The 16,769-nt window shown below is 43.2% G+C and carries 11 protein-coding genes; 8 read left to right on the top strand and 3 right to left on the bottom strand.

All coding sequences use genetic code 11. The features are described from left to right. Nucleotides 1-4 precede the first annotated feature (4 nt). Genes kdpB through kdpD form a run of 3 tightly spaced genes read left to right on the top strand, consistent with a single transcriptional unit; the run spans nt 5 to nt 5,426 of the window. Nucleotides 5-2,071: a potassium-transporting ATPase subunit KdpB gene (gene kdpB / locus Xish_RS13695; RefSeq protein ID WP_099118308.1), complete on the top strand. Its 2,067-nt coding sequence runs from the start codon at nt 5-7 to the stop codon at nt 2,069-2,071. A 55-nt stretch (nt 2,072-2,126) separates the two neighbouring features. Then, nucleotides 2,127-2,708, top strand: coding sequence for a potassium-transporting ATPase subunit KdpC (gene kdpC, locus Xish_RS13690; protein ID WP_099118307.1), 582 nt, complete (start codon nt 2,127-2,129; stop codon nt 2,706-2,708). Nucleotides 2,709-2,711: 3 nt separating this feature from the next. Then, nucleotides 2,712-5,426, top strand: coding sequence for a two-component system sensor histidine kinase KdpD (gene kdpD / locus Xish_RS13685; protein WP_099118306.1), 2,715 nt, complete (start codon nt 2,712-2,714; stop codon nt 5,424-5,426). Between the two features lie 71 nt (nt 5,427-5,497). On the opposite strand, the gene pulA is transcribed toward kdpD, so the two are convergent. Further along, nucleotides 5,498-8,296, bottom strand: coding sequence for a pullulanase-type alpha-1,6-glucosidase (gene pulA, locus Xish_RS13680; protein ID WP_099118764.1), 2,799 nt, complete (start codon nt 8,294-8,296; stop codon nt 5,498-5,500). A gap of 529 nt (nt 8,297-8,825) precedes the next feature. On the opposite strand from pulA, the gene Xish_RS13675 reads away from it, so the two are divergent. After that, on the top strand, nt 8,826-9,254 hold the full coding sequence (locus Xish_RS13675; protein WP_099118305.1) for an EamA family transporter: 429 nt from the start codon (nt 8,826-8,828) through the stop codon (nt 9,252-9,254). A 120-nt stretch (nt 9,255-9,374) separates the two neighbouring features. On the opposite strand, the gene pgm is transcribed toward Xish_RS13675, so the two are convergent. Next, entirely contained in the window at nt 9,375-11,015 is a 1,641-nt protein-coding gene (pgm, locus tag Xish_RS13670; protein ID WP_099118304.1) for a phosphoglucomutase (alpha-D-glucose-1,6-bisphosphate-dependent), read from the bottom strand. A gap of 97 nt (nt 11,016-11,112) precedes the next feature. Beyond that, nucleotides 11,113-11,646 carry a replication initiation negative regulator SeqA gene (gene seqA / locus Xish_RS13665; RefSeq protein ID WP_099118303.1) on the bottom strand — a complete coding sequence of 178 codons (534 nt, stop codon included), beginning with the start codon at nt 11,644-11,646 and terminating at the stop codon, nt 11,113-11,115. Between the two features lie 259 nt (nt 11,647-11,905). Between seqA and ybfF the strand changes: the two genes are divergently transcribed. The 4 genes from ybfF to Xish_RS13645 all read left to right on the top strand — a co-directional run bounded on the left by ybfF (nt 11,906) and on the right by Xish_RS13645 (nt 16,641). Beyond that, a complete protein-coding gene (ybfF, locus tag Xish_RS13660) occupies nt 11,906-12,685 on the top strand; it encodes an esterase (RefSeq protein WP_099118302.1) in 780 nt (259 codons plus the stop codon). A gap of 192 nt (nt 12,686-12,877) precedes the next feature. Beyond that, nucleotides 12,878-13,612 carry a class I SAM-dependent DNA methyltransferase gene (locus Xish_RS13655; RefSeq protein WP_099118301.1) on the top strand — a complete coding sequence of 245 codons (735 nt, stop codon included), beginning with the start codon at nt 12,878-12,880 and terminating at the stop codon, nt 13,610-13,612. 393 nt (nt 13,613-14,005) lie between these two features. Further along, entirely contained in the window at nt 14,006-15,037 is a 1,032-nt protein-coding gene (locus Xish_RS13650) for a methyltransferase (protein ID WP_099118300.1), read from the top strand. A gap of 65 nt (nt 15,038-15,102) precedes the next feature. Further along, complete coding sequence (locus Xish_RS13645) at nt 15,103-16,641, top strand: FAD/NAD(P)-binding protein (protein ID WP_099118299.1); 1,539 nt, start codon at nt 15,103-15,105, stop codon at nt 16,639-16,641. Nucleotides 16,642-16,769: the final 128 nt, after the last annotated feature.

Raw genomic sequence — 16,769 nt, 5'->3', positions numbered from 1 at the left:
ACGTATGAAAAACAAACAACAAGTATTATTTGAACCTGCTTTAATTCGCAATGCGCTTATCGATTCGTTAAAAAAATGCCATCCGGCTCAACAATGGCACAATACGGTCATGTTCGTTGTTTATGTGGGAAGTTGCCTGACCACCGCCTTATGGATCAGCATATTAATGGGACAATTAACGGGCAGCGCGCTCTTTACTGGTGCCATTGCTCTCTGGCTATGGTTTACCGTACTGTTTGCCAACTTTGCAGAAGCGCTGGCTGAGGGACGTAGCAAAGCTCAAGCATCCAGCCTGAAAGGGGTAAAAAGAACCAGTTGGGCAACTAAATTAGCATCATGCAGCCATCAAGCCGCAAAAGAAAAAGTCACTTCTGACACTTTGCGCAAAGGCGATATTGTGCTGGTGGAAGCAGGAGAAATTATCCCTTGTGATGGCGAAGTCCTTGAAGGAGGAGCTTCCGTTGACGAAAGCGCGATTACAGGAGAATCAGCCCCCGTTATCCGTGAATCCGGCGGTGATTTTTCCTCTGTCACCGGCGGTACGCGGGTTTTATCAGATTGGTTAATCGTCGAATGTACAGTCAACCCGGGAGAAACTTTTTTAGACAGAATGATCTCAATGGTTGAAGGGGCTAAACGGCGTAAAACACCCAATGAAATAGCGCTCACCATTTTACTTACCGCACTGACCATTATTTTCCTGCTGGTTTGTATAAGCCTGCTGCCTTTTTCCTTGTTTAGTGTCCAAGCCAACCAATCTGGCGCGCCAATCACACTTACCGTATTGATTGCCTTACTGGTTTGTCTGATCCCCACCACGATTGGCGGATTACTGTCAGCCATTGGGGTTGCAGGCATGAGCCGTATGCTGGAAGCCAATGTCATTGCCACCAGCGGGCGGGCCATTGAAGCTGCTGGGGATGTAGATGTTTTACTACTCGATAAAACTGGCACTATCACGCTAGGAAACCGTCAGGCATCCCAATTTTTACCCGCATCGGGCGTAACAGAACGGCAGTTAGCTGATGCTGCCCAGCTCTCTTCCCTTGCAGATGAAACACCGGAAGGTCGTAGTATCGTGATCTTAGCGAAACAACGTTTCAATATGCGTGAACGTGATCTGCGGGAATTAAAAGCGACGTTTGTCCCTTTCTCTGCAATGACGCGCATGAGTGGCGTCAACATTGGTAACCGCATGATCCGCAAAGGTGCCGTCGATGCTATTCGCCGCCACATTGAAGCTAATCATAGTCATTTCCCAGATACTATCGATAAATTGGTACAGCAAGTTGCGCATAAGGGAGGAACCCCTTTGGTTGTTGCTGAGAATCAGCAGGTCTTAGGCGTTGTTGCCTTAAAAGATATTGTGAAAGGCGGAATTAAAGAACGTTTCAGTGAAATGCGCAAAATGGGGATCAAAACTGTCATGATCACGGGTGACAATCATCTCACTGCAGCGGCAATTGCCGCCGAAGCAGGCGTTGATGACTTTCTGGCAGAGGCCACTCCTGAAGCGAAACTCGCCCTTATCCGCCAATATCAATCCGAAGGGCGTCTGGTTGCCATGACGGGGGATGGCACAAACGATGCACCAGCTCTGGCACAAGCAGATGTTGCCGTTGCCATGAATTCAGGGACACAGGCGGCGAAAGAGGCAGGCAATATGGTTGACCTGGATTCCAATCCCACCAAGTTAATCGAGGTTGTACATATCGGCAAACAGATGCTAATGACGCGCGGGGCTTTGACCACATTCAGCATTTCCAATGATATTGCTAAATATTTTGCCATCATTCCCGCTGCTTTTTCGGTCACATATCCACAACTTAATGTGTTGAACATTATGCACCTGCATTCGCCAGAATCTGCGGTACTGTCTGCGGTTATCTTCAATGCGATAATCATCATCTTTTTACTGCCATTAGCCCTAAAAGGTGTCAGTTACCGCCCAATGAATGCATTGTCACTCTTGCGCCGGAATCTATGGGTATATGGCCTTGGTGGCTTGCTTGTGCCTTTTGTGGGTATCAAGCTGATTGACCTATTGCTCACTGCCTTAATGTTTAACTAACGATCTTTTAACTATCGCGTATTTAAAAATCGAGCTTCAAATAAGGTGATGAAAAATGATCTGGTTACGTTCTTCCATTGTTCTGCTGGTATTTCTTAGCTTAATCACTGGGATTGCCTATCCATTACTGGTGACGGGAATAGCAGGATTTTTATTTCCCCATCAAGCCAAAGGATCGCTAATAGAGCAGAATGGCGAACAAGTTGGCTCTGAATTAATTGGTCAAAATTTTACCAAAGCCATCTATTTTCATGGACGGCCTTCTATGACGGCCGAAAAACCGTACAACACCCTGTCATCAGGCGGCAGTAATCTCGCTATAACCAATCCTGTGTTGAGCAGCAAAATACACCAAAACATTATTCGGGTACGTTTATTTAACTATCCCGAAAATTCTCCGATCCCTGTTGATTTAATCATGGCATCGGGTAGCGGTCTCGATCCCCATATATCCCCTGAAGCGGCTGAATTCCAGGCACAACGTGTGGCGATAGCCCGTCACATGCCTCTTGAAGTCATTCATCAACTCATCCAACAGCACATTCAATACCCCCTGCTGGAATATATGGGGCAACCTATAGTCAATGTACTGGAACTGAATCTGGCGCTGGATAATCTGGATAAAAAGGCAGATTAAGATATGGAACAGAATGAACTACTGCGCCCTGATCCTGATGAATTACTGACACTGGCTAACGAAAAACCACGTGGCAAACTAAAAATATTTTTTGGTGCTTGTGCGGGTGTCGGCAAAACTTATGCCATGCTGCAAGAAGCCCAACGGCTATTGGCACAGGGTTTAGATGTCATTGTCGGTGTAGTTGAAACCCATGATCGACAAGAAACCGCAGCCCTGCTAAAAGGTTTACCTCAATTACCCGCAAAATATTTCCGCCATAATGAACGCAGGATAGCAACGTTTGATATTGATGCCGCCCTTGCCCGCCATCCGGCCATTATTCTGATGGATGAACTGGCATTCAGTAATCCCAAGGGTTGCCGCCACCCGAAGCGCTGGCAAGATGTCGAAGAATTACTGGAAGCTGGTATCGATGTATTGACAACCATCAATGTGCAACATTTGGAAAGTTTGAATGATGTTGTCGGCGGTATTACCGGTATTCGTGTACGGGAAACCGTGCCTGACCATATCTTTGATCAGGCCGATGATGTGGTGCTGGTTGATCTTCCGCCTGACGATCTGCGTCAGCGGCTCAATGAGGGTAAGGTTTATATTTCAAGTCAGGCAGAGCGTGCCATTGAACATTTTTTTCGCAAAGGAAACCTGATTGCCCTGCGTGAATTGGCTCTGCGCCGCACAGCAGATCGCGTAGATGACCAAATGCGCGCTTTTCGTGATACTCAGAGAAAAGAACCCGTATGGCATACGCAAGAGAATTTACTGTTGTGTATTGGCTACAACGCCGGCAATGAAAAACTGATTCGGAAAGCCGCTCGTCTGGCCGCAAAGCTCAACTGCATCTGGCACGCCGTTTACGTTGAAACGCCCAAACTACATCGATTGCCAGAAAGCAAACGACGTACCATTTTGCAAGCCTTAAAGCTGGCACAAGATTTGGGGGCTGAAACCGCAACACTCTCCGATTCTGACGAAGAAAAAGCCATCCTGCGTTACGCCAGAGAGCATAATCTGGGTAAAATCCTTATTGGCCGCTATTACAATTCACATGTAAATTTTTTTGGCTTTAAATGGTATCGTGACTTTTCAGAGCGTCTGGGAAAACTCGGCCCTGATTTGGATTTGATTATTGTTGCCTTGGAAGATAAAAAAAGCAGCGATAAAGAGCCAAAAGATAGCCGAACATTCAATGACAAGTGGCGAGTCCCGATTCAGGGTTTTTGGATGGCTATTGTACTCTGTGCCCTGATAACTCTTTTTTCCCGAACCTTCTTGCTGACCCTTGATAAAGCCAATCTGGTGGCGCTCTACCTGCTCGGTGTTGTCATTATTGCTCTGTTTTATGGTCGTTGGCCATCTGTCTTTGCTGCTTTTGTCAATGTCATCAGTTTTGATCTTTTCTTTGTCCAACCACATTGGTCATTGGAAGTCAAAAACATACAATATTTGCTCACATTGGCTGTCATGCTGATTGTCGGGGCAGTTGTTGGAAACCTCACTTCAGGTATACGCTATCAAGCCAGAGTCGCCCGTTATCGCGAACAACGAACACGGCATCTATATGAAATAACTCGTACACTGAGCAAGGCTCTGAACGAAGAAGACGTAGCGCGTATCAGCTATCATTTTCTATCCAATAGCTTTCAGGCCAAAACAGGGCTGTTACTGCCAGATAGCAACCAACATTTATATCAAGTAAAAGCCAATAATGGTGGTCAAATGCAGATCGATGAAGCGATCGCAAAATGGTGTTTTGAGAAAAAACAACCTGCTGGAGCTGGTACTGATACACTACCAGCAGTTCCTTATCAATTACTGCCTATCGCTACATCCTCGCAGGTCTTTGCCGTCCTTGCTATTGAATCTCCTAACCAACGCCAATTACTAGTACCGGAGCAACAGAGGTTATTACAAATCTTCGCGGGGCTTATTGCCAATGCGCTGGAACGCTTGCACCTTGCCCGTAGTGCAGAATCCGCCAAGTTAGAAACTGAACGGGAACAACTGCGTAATTCATTGCTGGCAGCACTATCTCACGACTTACTTACCCCGTTGACCGTACTATTCGGGCAGGCTGAAATACTGATGTTGGATTTATCCACAGAAAACTCTCCCCGTATCCAACAAGTTAATCAAATTCGCCAGCAAATTCTCAGCCTTTCGCGGCTAGTTAATAACCTGCTTGATATGGCACGACTGCAATCAGGTGGCATTCAGCTTAATCTTGCATGGTATCCACTGGAAGACATTGTCGGCAATGCTTTGCGCTCTCTGGAACAACCCCTTAATCACTATATTATCGAACTTTCTTTACCTAACGATTTATTATTGCACTGTGATGCCACCTTATTGGAACGTGTTTTTATCAACCTGCTGGAAAATGCCATTAAATATGCTGAGGAACAGACTCCACTGGGGATACAAGCCACAATAGAGAGCAAAACAGATCAAAAGCAGGTACATATTGAAATCTGGGGTACAGGAACAGAAATTCCACAAGAGCAAGAAAAACTTATTTTTGATAAATTCTCACGCGCCAGCAAAGAATCGGCTATACCTGGTGTCGGATTAGGTTTGGCGATCTGCCGTTCCATTATTGAAATCCACGGTGGAAAAATATGGGCAGCTAATAATAAAAAAGGCGGTGCTAGTTTTCATTTTCGTCTGCCATTGGAAGAGCCACCAAAAATTGAAAATAATCTCAAGGAGATGTAAATAAAAATGAGCCCGCCCCCAAACTCAATATATTCAAACAATGCGCCTGTCAAACAATATGCCTGATTTCATTATTTCCTGCGAACAGGCAAACCTGTTCCACGAATTCCTTCTTGTGGCAGAACTAACACGGCTACCGACCATGCAGGCATGATTACCTCACCATTTTCTGTTAGTTGCATTCCCGCAGCCAAAGACTTTTCACCTAATTCACTTTGAATATCATTTAATTTCAGCCCCTTGACATTAAGATCGTTGACAATCACAGACCAAGGTGCAGCATTAATGACGACGACCAAACCATCAAACCGCCAGTCACGATCACTCGACGTCATATTGCCATCATCAATCGTCATGACCAGTAAACCAAGTTGCTGATGCGAACCAACATTAACGAAATCAATACGCTGCCTGATAGCAGCACCATCGCCAAGTGTCATCAATGGTGAAAACTGACGTAAGCGCAATAGCTCCTGATAAAACGCCATCATCTGTAATAATTCATTTTTCCCTGGTTTTTCCACCTGATTTTTCACCCGACTAATCAGTGGATAATTTTTGCCGTCATTACCACGTTCAGGTAATCCCACGTCATAATTATTGTCTTTATAGTCATAGCCAACGCGATTAAACCAATCGCCAGCATCATAAGAATCACGGGTAAATGATTTTGAACGCAATAATTCTGACCCTTGTTGATCAAAAGCCAAACCTTGCCCAAGGAATACCGTCGCAAGAGAGATCGCCTGCATACGAACCCTTGTCATCAAATCCGCCTCTTGGGCAGCTTTATAGCTAATCATGTCCCACAGTGTTTGATTGTCATGCTTAGATACATAATTCAGTACTTCAATGGGATCTAATGCATAACCCGCAGCAGTACCCTTATAATCAATTTCCCTGCCTGTTTTTATCTCGCCATCTTTATCAATCATGACGAAATCCGCCAAATTACCAGCCATACCTAGACGTACCAGATCCCATAAATGACGAGCTTGATCTGCCTCTAAGTTAGAAATTTCGTTCGGTAATATTTCGGCACCATTGCCGACTCCCTGATGACTGCGAATACTATCAGCAACATCAAAAGGCCCGCCACCACGTACTGCATCTCGCAAACGGTCAGAGAAAGTTCCAATGCCACTCCCCTTAAGATTCACTTGTGATGCAGTTTCAAATCGATCATCCTGCCCAGAATTCCAGCCCTCTCCAAAAAAGTAGATCGATGGGTTAATAGCCCGTACTTTTTCTAATGCCGATATAATTTGTGCTTTGGGGTGATAACCCATTAAATCGAATCGGAATGCATCTATTTTATAATCTTTAACCCAGGTCACCAGTGAGTCTTCAATCAGCTTGGCAAACATACGACGTTCCGGTGCCGTGTCAGCACAACAGGTATTATTTTCAACCTCGCCGGTTAGCTCATCCAAACGGTGGTAATACCAGGGTACAATCTTATCCAGCACCGACGTTCGGGATGCAGGGCCTGACGCATCAGCATGGTTATAGACAACATCCATGATCACATTCATGCCCAATTGCTGTTTGATAGCCTGTATCATAGAGCGAAACTCTTTTATACGACTGGAACCTTCTGGATCAGTGGCATAAGAGCCTTCCGGCACTGAATAATGAAACGGATCGTAGCCCCAGTTATAAGAATCCGTTTTTGCCACCAGCGTATTTAATTCCTGTACTTGCGGATTATTGATATTGTCATCATGCTGTAATTGCTGCAAAACCTCCCGCACAGTCAATGAGCTATGACAGTAACTAGCAAAACGGCTCTTTTTCACCATCGGATTGATTTGACACAGACGTTTAAAAGAGTGATCAAGATCAGCCACCTGATGACTAAATTCATTAACGGAAGCGATATCAAACACAGGCAATAACTCCATATGCGTCATCCCTGCCTGACTCAACGCCTTAAGATGCCTGAACATATCGCTGTTATTATCAGTCAGTGCCAGATACTTACCACGCCAGGCTGTAGGTAACGTGCTGTCTGTAGCGGAAAGATCGCGAATATGTGCTTCATAAATAGCCATGCGGGCAATATCCGTGGGTGTCTTTTGTGGATGTGGCATTAACAGATTATCCCAATTTTGCGGTTTCAGTGCTGCATCATCCAAATTGACGACCTGACTATATTCTGAATTCGTAGACAGGCTATAAGAATAGGGATCGGTAACTTCATAACGTTCAATATTGCGGGAATAGGGATGGTAGACTTTTAAGGCATAGCGATAATAAGCGCCAATTAAATGCTTATCCCCTTGCCATGACCAGGCGCCACTTGCTGCATCACGCTGCATTGTATGATGGGCGATAACCTGCTTATTTTGATTGTAAATAACCAGCCCAACCTCTTGGGCAGTAGGCGCCCACAAACGGAAAACCACTCCCTTGTCGTTTATCCGTGCCCCATATTCCAGCTTATCAGCAGCATCGGCAAAACGATCATCCAACACACCCGCCGTTTGTACTTGAGTTGCTGATATTAGAAGACCTTGCTCATTAGCAGCCAAAGCCACCAAATCGCCCATCAAAAGCAGATCAATATCCGTACCCTCTGGCAGACGAAACGCTGCCCATTTCGCCAGATGAGGAAACTTTCTTGCTGTCTCCTGACTCAGATTCGTCTGTGTTAGCGTCAGATATTTATCGGTAAAATAACCTTGGTTATCAGGCGCAACCTTATTGTTGTGATTGTAATATAAGCGAACAATAGGCTTGCCTGCTCCACCTGACCATAATAATGTTTGTCGATCAACCCAATGTGCGGAAGCTTGAGAAATGTCTGACTCAGCATGACAACGATAGATTTGTTCACTACCCGATATTTGCTTCAAACTAGGTGCCATCAGTTCCTCCTGGGTTTTGAGCGAATGATTTTTATCTTGTATACAGCTAGCTTGTGCGCAACTTGTCAGTGATAAAATAAATAAGCTGCCGAATACAATAAGATAAACCTTTCTCCAAAAGTCAGATTTCATAGTCAAACCTTTTTAATAGAAAGATCACATCAACTATCTTATTTTTAATAAAATGAAAATAATGATTAGACATTGTATTAGATAAGTTCACCTCCTCCTTTATTGATAAATATCAGGAGGAGAATAAAGGATGAGTTACCTTCTGTGATGCACATCATAAAAAACATTCCGCAAGAAAGCTGAGTTCTATTTTTTACATGGATTAATTTACCACTTCTTGGGCAATCTTTAATTAATGGTGCTTTCACATAATTAAAATTTGCAGAAATTCGAAAAATAAAGTGCATAAAAATTTTTATGTATTTTAGTGGAATTCTATATATTCAGATCAACAAAATTAGCCTATGATTCATTCCTCTGATACAAACGTTAATATCAAATACAGGATTAATTCAATATGAGTACCTGGCTGATTTATGCCTTACTCTCCGCGCTAACAGCAGCGCTGGTCGCTATCTTTGGAAAAATTGGGTTGCAAAATTTGGATGCCAATACAGCAACCGCCATTCGTGCTGTCATTATGGCACTGTTTTTGGTAGGCGTTGTCGTTGTGCAGGGCAAATTGAATCTTATCAGTGAAATTCTAGCCAATCGTAAAGCGCTACTGTTTATCCTGTTAAGTGGTGTTGCCGGAGCCCTCTCTTGGCTATTCTATTTTCTGGCGATCAAACATGGTAATGTTTCTCAAGTAGCTCCTATCGATAAATTGAGCGTGGTCTTTGCCGTCGTTCTGGCGGTAATTCTATTTGGTGAGAAAATTTCTCTGATTGCCGCCGCAGGTGTCGCACTGATTACCGTCGGTGCGTTGATGGTCGCTTTAGGATAATCCGGTCGTCCACAATAACCCGATATCTCATGACAATGAAAACACGCTATCACGGCCATAAAAACGAAAAAAGCCGCAGCAACCGCGACGGCTTTTATCGTTTCCAATCAGCAGTAACAATCAATCCGCAGCAAATACCTGATTGACAATTTCCTGTGCTTCTTGCTCAATTTTTTCACGATGCTCCGCACCAAGGAAGCTTTCGCAATAGATTTTATAGGCTTCTTCCGTACCAGAAGGACGGGCAGCAAACCAACCATTGTCACTCATCACTTTCAAACCACCAATGGAAGCACCATTACCCGATGCGGTGGTCAAACGAGCGGTAATCGGGTCACCTGCCAATATGTCGGCCTTGACCATTTCCGGTGACAATTTGGACAGCAATGCTTTTTGCTGATGGGTCGCTGGTGCCTGAATACGGCTATAGCTTGGTGTGCCAAATCTGGCTGCCAGTTTATCGTAACGTTGTTGTGGATTCTCACCGGTAATTGCAGTCATTTCAGCAGCCAGCAAGCAGAGGATAATGCCGTCTTTATCGGTTGACCACGGAGTACCATCAAACCGCAAGAAAGATGCGCCAGCACTTTCTTCACCACCAAAGCCCAATTCGCCTTTATGTAGCCCGTCCACAAACCATTTGAAACCGACAGGGACTTCCACTAATTCACGCCCCAGATCAGCGACAACACGATCAATCATGGCACTGGAAACCAGTGTCTTACCCACTGCGATATTTTTCGACCATTGTGGACGATGACGGAATAGGTAATCGACAGCCGTTGCTAAGTAATGATTAGGATTCATCAAACCAGCCGGTGTAATAATCCCATGACGGTCATAATCAGGATCATTAGCAAAGGCTAAATCAAATTTACCCCGTAATTCCAGCAAGCCCGCCATTGCCCAACGGGATGAGCAATCCATGCGGATCACACCGTCATGATCCAGTGTCATAAAACGGAAAGTTTGATCGACTTTATCATTCACCAAAGTCAGATCGAGATTGTAATATTCCCCAATCCGCTGCCAGTAAGTAATTCCAGAGCCACCCAATGGATCAATACCAATCTTTAAGCCAGCCTGTTGGATCGCCGCCATATCCACAACTTCACCCAGTGCAGTGACATAAGGGTCGATTAAATCTTGAGGATGCAGATATTCACTTTTTAATACCTGTTCATAAGGCAGGCGCTTGATCCCATTGAGACCAACAGCCAATAATTCATTTGCACGTTGTTCAATGATTGCCGTCAAATCGGTATCGGCAGGCCCACCGTTAGGCGGATTATATTTAATACCACCATCTTCTGGCGGGTTATGGGATGGCGTAATCACGATACCATCAGCCAAATTTTTTCCCTGACGGTTATGGCATAAGATAGCATGGGAAATGGCAGGAGTCGGCGTAAATCCATTATTTTCCTGCACAATCACATCCACATCATTCGCCGTTAACACTTCCAATACGGAGATGAATGCCGCTTCTGAAAGTGCATGGGTATCTTTACCCACATAACATGGTCCAGTAATCCCATGTTGTGAACGAACTTCCACAATCGCCTGCGAAATAGCCAGAATATGCGCTTCGTTAAAACTATTGCGCCCAGAACTGCCACGATGGCCGGAAGTACCAAATTTGACCTTATGTGCTGGGTTTTCAGGATGTGGTTGTAAGGTGTAATACTGTGAGGTGAGCTGAGCGATGTTGATTAAATCATGTTGCTGGGCGAGCTGCCCGGCTCTTGGATGAATTGCCACTTTATTATTTCTCCTGGGAAACCGCACTGACTTATTGCCAGCGCAGTACTAATAAACTAAGCGATTGTATTAATAGTTGGGCAGCTAACGCATTGAATTAAATAGTGCCACACACTTTTTCAATCAAATTTGCCGGAAACTTCATATCCTGCATAATATGTTCAATCATGCTGCGTTTACGGTCAGTGTTGGTATTAGTGATCACCCAAAAAGGTGTACCGGAAACGTGACGTGGCTTAGTTTGCTTGCCATTAGCCAATAAGGTGTATTCATCACCGGCGAAATAGGTACGGGTGCGGCCATGCATCGCTTCCGTTGCTTTAGAAAAACTCTCGCTGTTCAGGCTATACAATGTCGACAAGATCAGCATAAAGCGCTCAACAGATTTTTTCTTTTCAGCATATTCATCAGAAAGCAATAGTTCACGAATAACGCGGACAGCATCACGAGAACGGGCAACCGGGGTTTTAACAACAGGTGCAGGGTCATTGGCAGGCTCTGTAATTTGTACTGGCTGCCCGACGTCTAACTTCAATATGCGCCGTAAAATATCAGATGCACTTTCACCGATATGCAGAGTTTGGCTTGCAATAAAGCGGTAAAGTTCTTCATCAACTTCTATCGTTTTCATTTCTATCCAGTACTGTTCTTAATGAAAAAATTATCTTGGGATTATAAGATATAATGCCACAAAACAAAACAATTAAACTTTCAATAACTTAAAGTGATTCTTTTTAAAATTGAGAATCTTTAGGAAAGCAACTTTCCTTTAAAATAAATCAATTAGTTACAACTATTTCATCCCATTGAGTTTGTCACAATTCACGCATCATGATATTAAGCATCTCAATATTAAACATTGTATAAATGGTATTAAATTCAGGCAAACCATGAAATCAAATCGTCAATTAAATTATCATCTTCACACTGTAAAAAATCCGCAATCTTCAACTTCCATTGTCTTGATCCACGGGCTTTTTGGAGATTTAAACAATTTGGGCGTATTGGGGCGTGATTTACAGCAACATTATTCGGTGATTCAAGTCGATGTACGTAATCACGGTCTTTCACCACGTATGGAAAATATGGATTATCGCGATATGGCACAGGATGTCCTGACATTGCTTGATGAGCTAAATGTGCCCAAAGCTACTATTATTGGGCATTCCATGGGTGGCAAAATCGCCATGACCATGACAGCTATTGCACCAAAACGGATTGAGAAAATCGTGGTGATTGATATGGCTCCCGTCGTTTATCCGGTTCGCCGCCATGACAGCATTTTCGCAGCACTGAACAAAGTCACGGCAGCCGATATACAAACCCGACAAGCAGCAGCAGATATTATGCGCCAGGATATTCGGGAAGAGGGTGTTATTCAGTTTTTACTGAAATCATTCCGTCAAGGGGAATGGAAATTCAATTTGCCCGTTTTGCAAAAAGAGTACGAAAAAATTATCGGGTGGGAGACTATTCCTGCCTGGCACGAACCTGCCCTGTTTATTCGCGGTGGAAATTCAAATTACGTTACTGAAGAATATCGGGAAGATATTATCAACCAATTTCCACAAGCAACAGCATGGGTTGTTGCTGGTTGTGGGCATTGGGTGCATGCAGAAAAACCTGAAGCTGTACTCAGGGCAATTCATCGTTTTTTAGGCACAAAATAATGACGGATATCAACCCATCTGAATATGGGTTGATAAAATAAAGAGTTAATATAAAAATAATTATATCTAATTCATTACTGGCGATTTAATATATAAAAAAGAAAAAAGCAATTAGTAATCATCACACCAATATTAAATAATACATCCTACAGATAAATAAAACATATTGACTTTAATTAAGGACAAAGAATTATGAAAGATAACATCTTATATAATCCCATTGCTCATCTTTACGAAGATTTTTCAGACTCTAGTGCCCAAATAAAAATAGTCACTCGTACTCTCCTCAATCTGGCAGGGGATGTAAAAGGAAAATCGATGTTAGATTTAGGATGTGGATATGGCTTATTTAGTCGGGAATTCAGAAATCGCGGCGCTTCAAAAGTTATTGGCGTTGATATATCAGATAAGATGATAGAAATTGCTAAAAACAAATCACAACAATATGGCGACGACATAGAATTTCATATCAGAGATGTCAGCAAAATGGAGTCATTTGGCAAATTTGACCTGATAGTTGCCGCCTGGTTATTTTGCCATGCGGAAACACTTGAACAACTTGAAAGTATGTTTCGTGTAATTGCAGATCATCTTAAACCTTCCGGTAAACTTATCGCTTATACCTTTGAACCTGATTATCGTTTAGCAAAAGGGAACTATGAAAATTATTGCATAAAAGTGCTAAGTGAAGAACCTGTGAAAGACACAACCCTTGTGAAGGCTGAATTTCTTACTACCCCCCCCAGCCCTTTTACTATGCATCGTTGGAGCCGTGAACAATATAAGGATGCAATCACTAAGGCGGGATTAAAATTTGAATGGCATAAACCCATGCTGTTGGAGAGCGATATTGAAAGTTATCCACCAGGTTTTTGGGATGATTTTCAAAGAAATTGCATTGATGCAGCCCTTGTTTGTCAGCTCTAACAAAATAATCCCCCACGGTTTTTAGGGGGGTTACTTTATGAAATATTTTTATTAGCTACTAAACTAACAAAAAATTTCATTACAAAAATAATATAAATTACTGATATTATTTATGATAGCGTTTTCATTATACCCTAATGTATTTTTCTATTGTTTTATTTAATAATTATACCCTCTAAAAACTCTCACTACAAACACAGCATAAGCCTCTCGTAAAAACAACCTTACCCATCATTCTTATTAATAAAAATCATTATAACAACATACTTCCATATAAGATTTTTTGTGATTGAAAAATGAACAATTTTCTGATTAATAATATCATTGAAATAATAAGGCAACTTATGTTTCTTTAATTTTTATTTTTATAATTACATAATAAATGAGATATATATGAACATTTTAAATAATAACACAGCAATTTCTAATTACACATCAGCAGCTTTACATTTACTTAATCAAACAATGGGGTATACCTATCAAGCGGCACTTCGTGCTGCCACGGTTCTCGGTGTAGCTGATCATTTGAGCAATGGGCCAAAAACAGTGCATGAACTCGCCAAAACTGTCGGAGCCCAAGAGCAACAATTACATCGAGTTCTGCGGCTGCTTGCCACACGAAATATCTTTCATGAAACCGAAGAAAAATCGTTTTCACTCACTCCAGCCGCAGAGTTTCTGCGCAAAGACACACTCCATTCCCTCCACGCCGCAGTCTTGATGTTGACTGACCGGACATGTTGGCAATCTCTTGGTGAGATTGTAGAAAGTGTCCGTGGTAATCCTGCCTTCAAACACCTCTACGGACTTTCTTTCTTTGATTATTGGGCACAGACGGACACGCAATCTGATGATTTTCACGTCGGTATGTCCTCAATGTCTAAAGTGGAAAATCTGTTTCTCGTCCACAGTTATGACTTCCCGAAAAATGCAACAGTTGTCGATGTAGCTGGCGGGTTTGGTGGCCTGTTATTAAACGTATTACAGGCTAATACGACTCTGCGAGGGATCCTTTTCGACCAACCACACGTACTGGCCAGACATGAACTTGGTGCGCTAGGCGACGATACGCGGTGGGAGATTACTTCTGGCGACTTTTTCGAGTCATGTCCTCAGGGCGATATATACCTGCTCAAGTACATCATGCACGACTGGTCTGATGAACAATGTATACACATTCTACGTAACTGCCGACAAGCGATGTCCCCTGATGGACGAGTATTGGTGATGGATCCGGTGATCCCTAACGGCAACGTTTCACATGCAGGTAAGGAAATGGATCTTCTCTGTATGGGGATCTACGAAGGAGGACGTGAACGTACAGAAGATGAACTCCGACAATTGTTGGCTAACGCAGGCTTGAAACTCAATCGTGTCATTAATACAGGCTGTCACATTTCGATTGTTGAAGCCATTGCCGAATGAGTTCCTGCGCATGAAGTCAGCCAGGTAAAGCTTCCTTATTTTCACAATATATTGAGGAAATAATCATGTCTTTTCACAAAAGAAGTCTTGCTATTGTCGGAGGCGGGGCTGCTGGGGTGGCGACATTCATCGCAGCAGTGCAACATCGTGCAGCGCAAATCATTTATATTATTGAACCTGGGCCAGTTGGCCCAGGAATGGCCTTTTTCAATTTGGATGGCGATATACTGTGCAATACCTCAGTCGATACCATGTCAGTCGTGGCAGATAATCCTCTGGATTTTCTGGATTATTTGCATAAACACGGCCATAGCGTTACACCAGAATCTTTCGTGCCGCGGCAGTGGGTAGGCAACTATCTGAATGAAAGATTTCTGGAATTTAGTACTCTCGCTCTTAAGGCTGGTATTGAGGTTTTCCATGTATCTGACTGGTTTCGGGGATTGAAGGTTAATTCACATCGTTGTTATACACTCTGGCATGGTGATGGCTTGACACCTCACTCTCTGGAAATAACTGATGTCATTTTCTGTACAGGCTTAGGTGCTTCTCGGCTCCCTGAAGTGTTGAAACCCCACTTGACTCGCCCAACGTTTATTCACAATCCCTATCCAGAGAAAGATATGTTAGCCAGAATCCCCCCGCAATCACGGGTATTGGTTATCGGCAGTAAACTTTCAGCCATCGATGCGGCTATTCTTCTCTGCCGTGAAGGCCATAACGTCACCATGACATCGCCGTCCGGAGATATTCCCGCTGTCCGTTCGCGGTTTATACGAAGCCCCGGAACCTTTTTTGAACATGAAAACATAATGTCGATAATGACCCGTAAAGGGAATCAAGTGACAAATATTTTCCCTGATTCATTGAAACATGCGTATCTAAAATATTTCTACCGCGCACTCAACAAATACACAAAAATACCATGGCGAGAGCAGTTTTCTAATGCCAATAGTTATCGCGAGCGTCTTCGTGAAGAAATCGCGATTGCCGAGCAAGGAAAGAGTCAATGGCAAGATATGATAGTCAATTTCATGCACGTCATTAACGAAGTGCATTTAAATGATAACGCTTATTTCGGCGGTTCATTTCATCCCAACGTCGAAAAAATGCTTCATCGCTATATCACTGCCATTGCATTACCCAATGCACGGAAACTTCTGCACTATATGGATAGTGGTTCTCTGATCATTCAGAAAGGAGAAATTCTAAATGTTGCCATAGAGGAAGGAGAGATAAATACCTGGTTAGTCAACTTAGGGCAGGATTATCAACCATTTGATGCTATTGTCGCTGCGGTTGGTTATCACCGACCTGACTTTATCATTGATGAGGATGGGATACTTGAGATTGATACTCACGGCCAGCGCTCAGAACGCGCCATATCGATCTCGCCGGAAATGGCCGCTATCCTCCCTGACTTTAAGGAAAAAGAAAGTATTTGGTTTGTCGGAACGCCTGCACATAAGCGGCTATGGGTGCCCAATGCCCTCGTTGTGGTCACGAATATCGCGAATCGGGTTATTAAAAATATGCTGAGATTAGATGTTCAGGTCACATCAACTATCAGCAATACCGAAAAAGAGCTGGAAATCAGCACATAATTTTAACTGCTCCACCCAACATGGATTTTACTTCAAGCCAGGATGGTAATCACACAATCCAAAGTTAGACTTAGTTCAAATTTTTATTGAAAAATGGCTCACGCTTGTGAGCCATTTTCTTTAATAAG

The sequence above is a fragment of the Xenorhabdus ishibashii genome (assembly GCF_002632755.1).
Lineage (GTDB): Bacteria > Pseudomonadota > Gammaproteobacteria > Enterobacterales > Enterobacteriaceae > Xenorhabdus > Xenorhabdus ishibashii.
Note: the sequence above shows the minus strand (reverse complement) of the source record. Positions and strands in the feature narration are given on the sequence as shown.

What these genes read in the sequence shown, in the direction of transcription:
- kdpB (WP_099118308.1), top strand. Translation starts at nt 5, where the DNA reads ATGAAAAACAAACAACAAGTATTATTTGAACCTGCTTTAATTCGCAAT.
- kdpC (WP_099118307.1), top strand. Translation starts at nt 2,127, where the DNA reads ATGATCTGGTTACGTTCTTCCATTGTTCTGCTGGTATTTCTTAGCTTA.
- kdpD (WP_099118306.1), top strand. Translation starts at nt 2,712, where the DNA reads ATGGAACAGAATGAACTACTGCGCCCTGATCCTGATGAATTACTGACA.
- pulA (WP_099118764.1), bottom strand. Translation starts at nt 8,296, where the DNA reads ATGGCACCTAGTTTGAAGCAAATATCGGGTAGTGAACAAATCTATCGT.
- Xish_RS13675 (WP_099118305.1), top strand. Translation starts at nt 8,826, where the DNA reads ATGAGTACCTGGCTGATTTATGCCTTACTCTCCGCGCTAACAGCAGCG.
- seqA (WP_099118303.1), bottom strand. Translation starts at nt 11,646, where the DNA reads ATGAAAACGATAGAAGTTGATGAAGAACTTTACCGCTTTATTGCAAGC.
- ybfF (WP_099118302.1), top strand. Translation starts at nt 11,906, where the DNA reads ATGAAATCAAATCGTCAATTAAATTATCATCTTCACACTGTAAAAAAT.
- Xish_RS13655 (WP_099118301.1), top strand. Translation starts at nt 12,878, where the DNA reads ATGAAAGATAACATCTTATATAATCCCATTGCTCATCTTTACGAAGAT.
- Xish_RS13650 (WP_099118300.1), top strand. Translation starts at nt 14,006, where the DNA reads ATGAACATTTTAAATAATAACACAGCAATTTCTAATTACACATCAGCA.
- Xish_RS13645 (WP_099118299.1), top strand. Translation starts at nt 15,103, where the DNA reads ATGTCTTTTCACAAAAGAAGTCTTGCTATTGTCGGAGGCGGGGCTGCT.